Below are 12,401 nucleotides of genomic sequence, written 5' to 3'. Positions count from 1 at the left end.
ATCAACGGGATCGCCCGTTATAGCGATACAGTATTAACATTTTGTTAAATGGCGTACTGGATTAACCACACATCATCTTTTCGCACAATCATTACATTGCGAATTAAGATGCTCCATTCAGTCTACGCAAAGCACTTAACAATTTAGCGTACTGGATAAGGTTACTTTAGCGATAAAGTAACAAACAAAGGTGGTACCGCGAGCTAAGCTTTCGTCCTTTACATCCGATTATTCGGGTCTAAAGGACGGAAGCTTTTTTTATTTTTACAAGGAGGTTAACAATTATGAAAAATACTGAACTTGCTCAAATCGCATTATCCAATGACCATACAGGCGCAATTGCCAATCCAATCTATTTATCAACAGCCTATCAGCATCCACAGCTTGGCGCATCTACAGGATATGATTATACGCGAACGAAGAATCCAACACGTTCAACATTCGAAGAAGCATTTGCACAATTGGAAAAAGGTGTCGCTGCATTTGCAACATCGAGTGGAATGTCAGCCATTCAATTGATTTGTAATTTGTTCAAATCTGGTGATGAGGTATTAGTATCTTTCGATTTATACGGGGGGACATTTAGACTCTTTGATTTTTACGAACAACAGTATGGTATTCATTTTAAATATGTCGACTTTCTAAATTATGAAGAGGTCAAACAAAGTATTACATCACAAACGAAAGCATTATTTATCGAACCCATATCAAATCCACAAATGATTGAAGTAGATGTAGATCCTTATTACATCTTAGCTAAGAAGCATAATTTGCTTACGATTATTGATAACACATTCTTAACACCCTACCTTTCAACACCGCTGGAAAACGGGGCAGATATTGTCTTACATTCCGCTACGAAATATATCGGCGGTCACAATGACGTCCTAGCTGGTGTAGTCACGGTAAAAGATGATCAACTCGCCGAACAATTAGGACAACTCCACAACATGATTGGTGCAACACTGTCACCTTTCGATAGTTATTTGTTACAACGTGGGTTAAAGACATTGCACTTAAGAATGGATCGTTCAGAATATAATGCTCAATTATTAGCAGAGCGATGTAGTCAGTTAGAAGCAATTGAAAAAGTGCTTTACAGTGGTCGTACTGGCATGTTGAGCATACGCTTAAATAAAAATTATAATGCAGCTAAATTTTTAGAGCATCTCAAGGTCTGCATTTTTGCTGAAAGTTTAGGTGGTACAGAGACATTTATCACTTTTCCATATACTCAAACACACGTCGATATGCCAGACGCCGAGAAAGACAAACGTGGTATAGATGAATATTTACTCAGATTGTCTATCGGTATTGAAGATTATGAAGATATTGAGCAAGATATTGTTCAAGCATTAGAAAAATCAAAGCAAGAGGTGATTTCATGAGTTTATCCAAAGAAACTGAAGTAATTTTTGATGCACGTAGAGGCATAGATTACGACTCTGCAAACCCGCCACTTTATGATTCTTCAACATTTCATCAAAAAACACTTGGTGGTGGTGCTCCTTTTGATTACGCAAGAAGTGGCAACCCTAATCGTGCTTTACTAGAAGAAAAATTAGCAAAGTTAGAAGGCGGAAGTCATGCCTTCGCATACGCTTCAGGCATCGCAGCGATTTCTGCAGTGTTACTCACATTAAATACTGGAGATCATGTTATTCTCCCAGATGACGTATACGGCGGGACATTTAGACTTACAGAACAAATATTAACACGCTTTGACATTCAATTTTCAACAGTAAATACAACACATTTACAAGAAATTGAACAAGCGATTCAAGATAATACAAAACTGATTTATATTGAAACACCTTCAAATCCATTATTTAAAATCACTGATATCAGAGGTGCTGCCGATATAGCACGTCATCATCAATTATTACTTGCTGTCGATAATACATTTATGACACCTCTTGGACAATCGCCGTTAGCACTTGGTGCAGACATTGTCGTACATAGTGCAACTAAATTTTTAAGCGGTCATAGTGACATCATTGCCGGAGTCGCAATTACGAACAATGCTAAAGTTGCGGACGCCTTGTATTTATTACAGAACGGTACTGGTACAGCTTTATCGGCCCAAGATAGTTGGACACTTGCTAAACACTTAAAGACATTACCTGTTCGTTTCAATCAATCCGTTGAAAATGCCAAAAAGCTTTATGAAGCACTTCACCAACGCGATGAAATTGCTGAAGTATATTACCCGGGAAATAGTGATTTACATTTATCACAAGCACATCATGGCGGCGCTGTTCTGGGATTTAGATTAAAAGATGAAACAAAAGCACAAGCATTTGTAGATGCCCTATCCTTACCTTTAGTTTCCGTGAGTTTAGGTGGCGTTGAAACGATACTTTCTCATCCGGCTACAATGTCGCACGCAGCGATTCCAAAAGAAGTAAGGGATGCACGCAATATTACGTTTGGCTTATTTAGACTTAGCGTTGGCATTGAATCTGCTGATGAATTAATTTCAGATTTAAATTACGCATTTAAGGAGGCTTTCAATGAATCAACTACTCGACAAATTACAGAACAACATCTTAGTAGCTGATGGTGCAATTGGAACAATCCTCTACTCAGAAGGCTTAGACACGTGTCCAGAAGCTTACAACTTAACGCATCCTGATAAAGTTGAGCGTATTCATCGTACGTACATCGAAGCCGGTTCCGATGTTATTCAGACAAACACGTATGGCGCAAATTTTGAAAAACTTAAAGTCTTCGGACTCGAACACAAAGTCAAAGATATTCATCAAGCCGCAGTAGATATTGCTAAAAAGGCTGCAAACGACGAAACATTTATTCTAGGAACTGTTGGTGGTTTCAGGGGAATTAAACAAGAAGATTTAGAACTATCGTCTATTCAGTATCATACGGAAATTCAAGTAGCAACATTAGTCGAAGCCGGTGTCGATGGCATTTTATTCGAAACATATTATGATTTAGAAGAACTTACAAATATTATTAAAGCAACGAAACGCAAATATGATATTCCAGTCATTGCTCAACTTACAGCATTGAATACCAATTATTTGAGAAACGGTACAGAAATCAATGATGCGTTACAACAAGTTGCTGAAAGTGGTGCTGATATTGTCGGACTTAATTGTCATCATGGCCCACACCATATGCAACAATCATTCTCGCATATCGAGTTACCAAATCACGCATTTTTATCGTGTTATCCAAATGCTAGTCTACTAGATATTGAAAACAGTAAATTCAAATATAGCGATAATGCTGCTTACTTTGGAAAAGTTGCTGAGCAACTCATCAATGAAGGGGTACGATTAATCGGTGGATGTTGTGGTACAACGCCAGAACACATTCAATATATTAAATCATCTATTTCAGGATTAAAGCCTGTTTCAGAAAAAAACGTTGTTCCAATTACAAAATATATAAACCAGAAAGAACAATCGTCCAAAAAACAAAATTTAACATCAAAAGTAAAATCACGCCCTACCATCATTGTAGAATTAGATACGCCAAAGCACCTTGATACCGATTTATTTTTCAGAAATATCAAAAAACTTGATGATGCTGATATCGATGCTGTTACATTAGCTGACAATTCTCTCGCTACGGTTCGAATTAGCAACGTCGCCGCGGCAAGTATCATCAAACAACGTTTTGATATCGAACCTTTAGTTCATATCACTTGTCGAGACCGTAACTTAATAGGTCTACAATCTCATTTACTCGGACTTTCGTTACTCAATATTAATGAGATATTAACCATCACAGGCGACCCTTCAAAGATTGGTCATCTCCCCGGTGCAACCAATGTTTATGATGTGAACTCAAAAGGTTTAACTGAAATTGCACTTCGCTTTAACCGAGGAATTAACACAGACGGTGATGCGCTGAAGACTAAAACAAACTTCAACATCGCAGGGGCCTTCGATCCAAATGTAAGAAAATTAGACGGTGCTGTCAGACGTTTAGAGAAAAAGTTAGAAAGTGGCACACATTATTTCATTACGCAGCCAGTTTACAGCAAAGAAAAAATCAAAGAAGTATATGAGGCAACCAAACACATAGACGCACCTTTATTCATTGGTGTCATGCCCGTCACAAGTTATAACAATGCATTATTCTTACACAATGAAGTCCCAGGCATCAAATTATCAGAAGATATACTCGCACAATTTGAAGCCGTCAAAGACGATAAAGTAAAAACAAAAGAGCTAAGTATTAAACTTTCAAAAGAACTGATCGACACAGTACACGAATACTTTAATGGATTGTACTTAATCACACCATTTCAAAAAGTCGATTATACATTAGAACTTGCAAATTATTCAAAATCAATTACTTCAACTACACAGGAGGCAATATTATGACAATTCAAACATCAAACTTAGGTTTTCCAAGATTAGGTAGAAAAAGAGAATGGAAAAAAGCCATCGAAGGTTACTGGGCAAACAAATATGATTTAACAACTTTAAATCAACAATTAACAGATTTACACAAAGAGAATTTATTACTACAAAAAAATTACAACTTATCTAGTGTACCTGTCGGTGATTTCTCATTATATGATCATATTCTGGATACATCTTTGCTTTTTAATATTATTCCGGAACGCTTCCAAGGTAGAGAAGTAAATGATGACTTATTATTTGATATCGCTAGAGGTAATAAAGAACATGTTGCAAGTGCTTTAATCAAGTGGTTCAACACGAATTACCACTATATCGTACCTGAATGGGACAAAGCCGAACCAAAATTAAATCACAACGTCTTGCTAGAACGTTTTAATTATGCACAATCACTCAATGTCGATGCACATCCTGTTATTGTTGGGCCAATCACTTTTGTAGCATTATCTAAAGGTGGACATCAATCATTCGAAGAGAAAGTAAACACACTACTACCATTATATAAAGAGGTACTACAATCATTAGTCGACGCAGGTGCACCTTACATTCAAATTGACGAACCAATCCTTGTGACTGACGACAGTAAGGATTACGAAACGATAACGCAAGCTGCTTATGATTATTTTGCTGATGCTGGTTTAAGCGACCATTTAGTCATTCAAACTTATTTTGAACGTGTGAATCTTCAATTTTTAAATGGTTTACCTGTCAAAGGACTTGGATTAGATTTCGTCCATGATCACGGTTTTAATCTTCAACAAATTAAAGACGGTGTATTAGATCGTAATAAAGTCCTTTACGCTGGCATTATCGATGGCCGAAACGTGTGGGCAGCTGATATTGAAGCTAAAAAATCATTAATCGAAACATTACAAAATTATACAAATGACCTTGTGATTCAACCATCATCATCATTATTACATGTACCAGTGTCATTAGATGATGAAACATTAGACACATCTATCGCAGAAGGTTTAAGCTTTGCAACTGAAAAACTTGATGAGTTAGATGCATTGAAACGTTTATTTAACGATAATGATGACCGTAAATATAACGAACTAAAAACTCGCTATGCTCGCTTCCAAGAACAGTCTTTCAAAAACTTGGATTATGATTTTGAAAAAGTGCGTACGTCTAGACAATCTCCATTTAAAGAACGTAAAAAAGCACAAGATGAACGTTTAAATTTACCAGATTTACCAACAACAACGATTGGTTCATTCCCACAATCTCAGGAAGTTCGAAAATATCGTGCTGATTGGAAAAACAACCGTATTACCGATGCAGCTTATGAAGCATTCTTAAAAAATGAAATTGCTCGTTGGATTAAAATACAAGAAGATATTGGTTTAGACGTATTCGTTCACGGTGAATTCGAACGTAACGACATGGTAGAATTTTTCGGCGAGAAACTCCAAGGGTTCTTAGTTACTAAATTTGGTTGGGTTCAGTCTTACGGTTCACGTGCAGTTAAGCCGCCTGTTATTTATGGCGATGTGAAATGGACTGAGCCACTGACAGTAAAAGAGACGCTATATGCGCAAAGCCTTACTGACAAACCTGTCAAAGGTATGCTTACAGGACCTGTAACCATCTTAAACTGGTCATTTGAACGTGTAGACTTACCTCGTGAAGAAGTTCAAGATCAAATTGCTTTAGCCATTAATGAAGAAGTATTGGCACTTGAGGAAGCTGGTATTCAAATTATTCAAGTCGATGAACCTGCTTTAAGGGAAGGCTTACCGCTTCGTTCTGAATATCATGAAGCATATTTAGAAAAAGCCGTGCGTTCATTTAAACTAGCAACTTCATCAGTTGCAGATGCGACGCAAATTCATACGCATATGTGTTATTCGCAATTCGGACAAATCATCCATGCCATCTATGATTTAGATGCTGATGTCATTTCTATTGAGACATCTCGTAGTCATGGTGATTTAATTCAAGACTTTGAAGATATTACTTATGACTTAGGCATCGGATTAGGTGTATATGATATTCATAGTCCAAGAATACCAACAGAAGCAGAAATTACAGAAGCAATCCATCGTGCTTTACAAGAAATTGACCGCTCATTGTTCTGGGTAAACCCAGATTGCGGTTTGAAGACCCGCAAAGAAGACGAAGTAAAAGAAGCGCTAAGCGTACTCGTCAATTCAGTTGAAAAATTACGCAAATCAACAAACTCAGCAGCTGTTTAATATCCAATATTGTAGGTGATATCGATGAGTTATCCATTATGGAACCAATTAGAACAATTAAAGTCATCAACGTGGGTCGATTTGACCCATACGTTTGATGAACGCATCCCTTGCTTTAGTGAATTTGAACGCGCACGCGTGTCGACACTGTTCAACGTTGCGGATGATGGTTTTTATGTCCAACATTGGAATATCGTCAGCCAGTATGGCACACATATAGACGCACCAATTCATTTTGTAGAAAATACACGTTACTTACATGAATTAGATTTGAAAGAACTTGCTTTACCATTGATTGTTTTAGACTTTACAGAAGCAGTGGCACAAGATGCTGATTTCATCTTAACGCGCGCCCATATCGAACAATGGGAAGCCAAATTCGGCACCATTGAACCAGGAACATTTGTCGCATTTCGAAGTGATTGGTCGAAACGTTGGCCAAATATTGAAGCCTTTGAAAATAAAGATGATGCTGGCAACCTTCATTTACCAGGATGGGGATTGGATGCATTACAATATTTACTCGAAGAACGACAAGTCAAAGCGATTGGGCATGAAACATTTGATACAGACGCATCCGTCGATGTCGCTAAAAATGGAGATATCGTTGGCGAGCGCTACGTCCTAGGTCAAGATACATTCCAAGTTGAATTACTAACGAACCTGGATCAACTACCTCGTCGCGGTGCTATTATCTACACGATTAGCCCTAAACCTAAAGATGCACCTGGATTCCCCGTGCGTGCATTTGCGATAAAACCTTAAATATTATTACATTTTGAATGTTTATGATTAAAATCTAGCCATTATAAAAACATTAAGAACTTGAGCCATTCTTAATGTTATATCTCTCCTTTTAACATACTTAAAAGTGCCCACATCGTTATATTTATGATGTGGGCATATTTAAATGTATACATCGTATAGGCCATTCGTTGGATTTTTACCTAAATGATAATTCATATCATTTAAAATGATGCAATCAATGTTATAATTCAATAAAATTCAATATAGTTTATCGTAGGGGTTAATCTACCTATTTTCTATATAAATATAATAAATAGAGGTGACACACATGCAACTGAATCAAGACAACACCCCTTTTGACGAGAAGCAATTAGCTCTCATTAATCAACTAATACCAATGCTAACAACAGAGCAACAACAGTGGTTAAGTGGTTACCTGCTCAATCCAAATGTATCAACATCAGGGAATGAACCTGTTACAAATAAAGATGCAGTGGCAAATACGGCAACTGACGCCGATACGGCTACTGAACAGCCAAATATCGCACCGGCATCAACTGAATCTGAACCTTTAGAAGTGCATGTATTATACGGTACTGAAACGGGTAATGCCGAAGAAATTGCAGAAACATTTGAATCAAAATTAAAAACACAAAACTTTAAAGTACATCTTTGGGATATGGATGATTTCCCAAGAGATTCATTGCCAGAGGTTGAACAACTTTTCATTATTTGTTCGACACAAGGTGTTGGTGAACCACCGATTAACGCGTTAGATTTATACGACCATCTTCATAGTGATGCGGCACCGCAATTAAATTCGGTTAATTTTGCAGTATTAGCGCTTGGCGATCAAGACTTTCCAGATTTTTGTCAGGCGGGTAAAGATTTTGATCATATTTTAGGCGAACTTGGTGCACATAGAATGGCCGATAGAGTCGATTGTGATTTCGACTATGAAGAGACAGCGGAACAATGGATCATTGATATGCTTGAACTGCTAACACAAATATCACCTGATACACATGAAGATACGCCTAATATTGAGGACGAAGTAGTCACAATTGAAGAACCTCAAGCACCTTATTCAAAATCAAATCCTTTTCAAGCCGAAGTCTTAAAAAATACTGTACTCACAGAACCAGAAGCATCTCGTGAAGTGAGACATCTCGAATTATCACTTGAAGGATATCCCGAAACATATGAACCTGGTGATAGCATTGTCGTTATTCCTCAAAATGACCCTGTCCTTGTAGAACAATTGATTGCTACACTTAATTGGGATGCAGAAACCCTTGTACCAATTAATGACAATGGCGCTACGCGTTCACTTAAAGAAGCGTTAACATACGACTTTGAAATTTCAAAACTAACTCCAGGATTGATGAAAAAAGCTGCTGAATTATTTGGTAATCCCATGCTAAATGCTAATATTCAAAAATCTGAGTGGGTTGAAAACTATATATACGGCAGAGATTTGATTGACCTGATACAATCATTTACACCAGTGGCATTAGAACCGAGTATGTTACCACAGCTATTAAGAAAGTTACCACCTAGAGAATACTCTATTTCAAGTAGCCATCTCGTCAATCCTATTCGCGTACATTTAACTGTTCGTGTTGTGAAATACGAGTCTCATCAACGCGAGCGGTTTGGTGTTTGTTCCGTTCAACTTGCTGAACGCACACCTATTGGATCAACATTACCAATCTACATTAAAAAGAATCCTAGCTTCACATTTTCTAAAGATACAAACACACCAGTCATTATGATTGGTGCAGGCACTGGTATTGCGCCTTATCGTGCTTATTTACAAGAAAGTGAACACTTAAATTTACGTTCTGAGAAATGGCTGATTTTTGGAAATCAGAACCAGCAACACGATTTTCTATATCAATCTGATTTAGAACATTGGCTACAAACGGGCATTTTAAATAAATTAGATTTGGCCTTCTCTAGAGATACTGAAAATAAAATATATGTCCAACATCGCATCGAACAAAATAGTAATGAATTCTATAAATGGATTGAAAATGGCGCCACTATTTTCCTTTGTGGAAACAAAGATGAAATGGCAAGCGGTGTACATCAATCACTTATCAATGTCTTGAAATCGGAAGGTAACTATAGCCAAGATGAAGCTGAAGCTTATCTTAATGACATGATCAAACAACAACGCTATCAACGAGATGTTTATTAATAACGTTCAATACAATACAACCTCGAGCAACCCTAGTACCACACTAGCAATTGTTCGAGGTTTCATTTTTATACTTTATTAGTTTTATTTGCCACTTAGTACATTTTTCATGCCACATACACGCTTAATATAGTAATTTTGCTCAAAATTTGGTTTACTTAGTTCAACAGGGAGGCTTGATAACTATGGAAGTCACAACGATATATGACAATCAATTACCCAAAGATTCGATTGTTATTAAAAGCCATGAAGACACTGAACGATTACCAGAAATTTTAAACTATATTAATCAATTATCAGACAGCAAACTATTTCCCGGAAAATACAATGAAGAGACGTATTACGTCAAACAACACCACATCATATGTTTTCGCATAGAAAACAAAGTACTCACGATGGTGACACCAGAATATCAATACACAACCAGTCAACGCTTATACGAGATCAAAGCGCAACTCAGTGCTCATTTTCTACAAATCTCAAAATCCGAAATCATCAATGTAAATTACATTGATAAGCTGAAATTAAATAAAAACGGAACAATTAAAATCATATTTACTAATGGTGATTACACCTATTCATCTAGACGCTATTTGCCATTAATTAAGGAGGCGCTCAAATTATGAAACGACTATTTCATGGCATAACCATTGGGATTACTATAGGTGTCATAATCTCTTTAATATTTTCGACACTTTTTGCAAAAACAGCTTTTCATCCAGTATCGCCAGAATCAACGATGGGCGCATTTTACTTTGCACACTTAAACGAGTTACAAATCATGATAATTTCCGTTGCCATATGGGCTTTGATTGGTATTACATTCAGCTTTGGTGAATTGATTTTTTCAAATACAAACAAAACACTATTAACACAAACATTACTGCACTTTAGTCTCATGCTCATTATTATGTTCCCATTAGCAATATTAGCTGGATGGTTTCCTTTAAAAATTTCGGCAATACTCATGTTCGTTATCATTTATACAATTGTTTATTTTATTATTTGGACAATAGAAAAACGACGTAACCAGCGCTATATAGACGAAATAAACGATATGCTTTCAAAACGAAAGGGATGATTAATATGCATCAAGGTCGCTATACTGTACTACCTACTAAACCTGTCACAATCTTTTTGATAGGACTTCACGTAAGCAAATGGCATAAAATTCATAAATGGCTCCCTGTTCTCTTAGCAATGCCACCTATGCTTAAAGAATTATCGAAAGATGCATCACTGGGGTGCTTGTCTTTTGAAATGTTCTTCAAATATCGTGGTGTCATGATTGTTCAATATTGGGAAGACAACGAAAAATTGCTAAGTTATTCTAGAATGCCTACACATTTAAAAGCTTGGCGTAAATTCTCAAAAGCATTGAAAAATAACGATGCAGTAGGCTTTTATCATGAAACTTATAATGTCGATACCAATCAATACGAAAATATTTATATCAATATGCCAGATTTCGGGCTAGGTAAAGCTTTTGGTAACCAACCTGTAAATCAAGCAACACAAACTGCTAAACAACGATTAAGAAATCAAACGTAGTACATCTTCACATAAACAAATATAAGCCGCATTAATTGGATCAAACATGATCACGTTTAATGCGACTTTTTGTCGTACTATCTACTATTAAATATCTTCATTCGTATCATCTACGCTCTGACATATTCAAAGATACCTGCTGCGCCCATGCCGACGCCGATACACATCGTTACCATACCATATTTCGTATCTGGTCTTTGCTTCATCTCTGATAGTAGTTTACCGACTAACATTGCACCTGTTGCTCCAAGTGGATGCCCTAATGCAATAGCACCACCATTAACATTTGTTTTATCCATATCTAACCCTACTTCTCTAATTGAAGCTAATGTTTGAGATGCAAATGCTTCATTTAATTCCACTAAATCCATATCATCTACCGTTAAATTGGCTTGTTTAAGCACTTCCGGTATCGCATAGGCTGGACCAATACCCATGAGTTTAGGATCTACACCGACTGCTTTAAATCCAACAAAACGTGCAATAGGTGTTACACCTAATTCTTTTACTTTTTCACCAGACATGAGTACTACAAATCCTGCGCCATCTGTAAGTGGTGCTGAGGTGCCTGCCGTCACAGTGCCGTCAGCCTTAAATACCGTTCGTAATTTCGCTAATGAAGCTTGATTCGTGTCTGGCCTAATTAATTCATCCTTATCAAATACTGCTTTCCCTATAACAGGCCCCTCATCATTATATGAAACTGTGTTCACTTCTATCGGTATAATTTCATCATCAAATTTGCCCGCCTGTTGTGCCACAGCTGCACGTTGATGACTCTGTACCGCATATGCATCTTGGTCTGCTCTTGATACATTATATGTCTCTGCTACCATTTCTGCTGTTAGTCCCATTGGGTAGGAAACACCTGCATCTTCATCTTGTAAAATAGGATTGTTCGTAGGTTCATTACCACCCATTGGCACAGCACTCATTAATTCAATACCACCAGCTACAAGTATATCTGCCTCATTAGCTAAGATTTGATTTGCTGCATGTGCAATTGTCTGAAGTCCCGAAGAACAATATCTATTTACGGTTTGTCCTGGCACTTCATTTGGCATACCTGCTAACAATGCAATCGTTCTTGCAATATTTTGACCTTGCAAGCCTTCTGGGAATGAATTACCAACAATCACATCTTCTACCATGCTTGGCTCAAATGAACCTCCAACTCTTTCTAATACACCTTTTAATACTTTAGCGGCAACCTCATCTGGTCTTTCATGAGCCATTGCACCATTTTTTGCTTTACCAGCTGCTGAACGTCCATAAGCAACAATATATGCATCTCGCATTTAAGTT

Annotated in this window: 10 protein-coding genes and 1 other annotated feature (1 of these 11 running past the window's edge); of the genes, 9 read left to right on the top strand and 1 reads right to left on the bottom strand. The window is 37.1% G+C overall.

From position 1 onward, the window contains the following. Positions 1-222 (top strand) — a binding site (T-box leader) (it extends 123 nt beyond the left edge of the window). 62 nt (positions 223-284) lie between these two features. From BJS11_RS07635 to BJS11_RS07595, 9 genes are all read left to right on the top strand, one after another. Next, positions 285-1,388: a PLP-dependent transferase gene (locus BJS11_RS07635; RefSeq protein WP_069995381.1), complete on the top strand. Its 1,104-nt coding sequence runs from the start codon at positions 285-287 to the stop codon at positions 1,386-1,388. Then, on the top strand, positions 1,385-2,560 hold the full coding sequence (gene metC, locus BJS11_RS07630; protein ID WP_069995380.1) for a cystathionine beta-lyase MetC: 1,176 nt from the start codon (positions 1,385-1,387) through the stop codon (positions 2,558-2,560). Before BJS11_RS07635 ends, metC begins: the two co-directional genes overlap by 4 nt. Beyond that, the gene (locus BJS11_RS07625) at positions 2,514-4,355 is read left to right on the top strand and encodes a bifunctional homocysteine S-methyltransferase/methylenetetrahydrofolate reductase (RefSeq protein ID WP_069995379.1); all 1,842 of its coding nucleotides are present in this window, start codon (positions 2,514-2,516) and stop codon (positions 4,353-4,355) included. The genes metC and BJS11_RS07625 overlap by 47 nt, the downstream gene beginning before the upstream one ends. Beyond that, positions 4,349-6,595 (top strand): 5-methyltetrahydropteroyltriglutamate--homocysteine S-methyltransferase, encoded by a 2,247-nt coding sequence (metE, locus tag BJS11_RS07620; RefSeq protein ID WP_142351573.1) that lies wholly within the window; start codon positions 4,349-4,351, stop codon positions 6,593-6,595. Before BJS11_RS07625 ends, metE begins: the two co-directional genes overlap by 7 nt. Positions 6,596-6,619: 24 nt before the next feature. After that, positions 6,620-7,360 carry a cyclase family protein gene (locus tag BJS11_RS07615; protein WP_069995377.1) on the top strand — a complete coding sequence of 247 codons (741 nt, stop codon included), beginning with the start codon at positions 6,620-6,622 and terminating at the stop codon, positions 7,358-7,360. Between the two features lie 310 nt (positions 7,361-7,670). Further along, the gene (locus BJS11_RS07610) at positions 7,671-9,545 is read left to right on the top strand and encodes a diflavin oxidoreductase (protein ID WP_069995376.1); all 1,875 of its coding nucleotides are present in this window, start codon (positions 7,671-7,673) and stop codon (positions 9,543-9,545) included. A 185-nt stretch (positions 9,546-9,730) separates the two neighbouring features. Further along, a complete protein-coding gene (locus tag BJS11_RS07605) occupies positions 9,731-10,171 on the top strand; it encodes a LytTR family DNA-binding domain-containing protein (protein WP_069995375.1) in 441 nt (146 codons plus the stop codon). Then, the gene (locus BJS11_RS07600) at positions 10,168-10,626 is read left to right on the top strand and encodes a DUF3021 domain-containing protein (RefSeq protein ID WP_069995374.1); all 459 of its coding nucleotides are present in this window, start codon (positions 10,168-10,170) and stop codon (positions 10,624-10,626) included. Before BJS11_RS07605 ends, BJS11_RS07600 begins: the two co-directional genes overlap by 4 nt. 5 nt (positions 10,627-10,631) lie before the next feature. Next, positions 10,632-11,096: a DUF4188 domain-containing protein gene (locus tag BJS11_RS07595; RefSeq protein ID WP_069995373.1), complete on the top strand. Its 465-nt coding sequence runs from the start codon at positions 10,632-10,634 to the stop codon at positions 11,094-11,096. Positions 11,097-11,206: 110 nt separating this feature from the next. On the opposite strand, the gene BJS11_RS07590 is transcribed toward BJS11_RS07595, so the two are convergent. Beyond that, complete coding sequence (locus BJS11_RS07590; RefSeq protein ID WP_069995372.1) at positions 11,207-12,394, bottom strand: thiolase family protein; 1,188 nt, start codon at positions 12,392-12,394, stop codon at positions 11,207-11,209. Between the last annotated feature and the right edge of the window lie 7 nt (positions 12,395-12,401).

The sequence above is a fragment of the Staphylococcus caeli genome (genome assembly GCF_900097965.1).
Lineage (GTDB): Bacteria > Bacillota > Bacilli > Staphylococcales > Staphylococcaceae > Staphylococcus > Staphylococcus caeli.
This window is presented reverse-complemented; position numbering and strand designations above follow the sequence as displayed.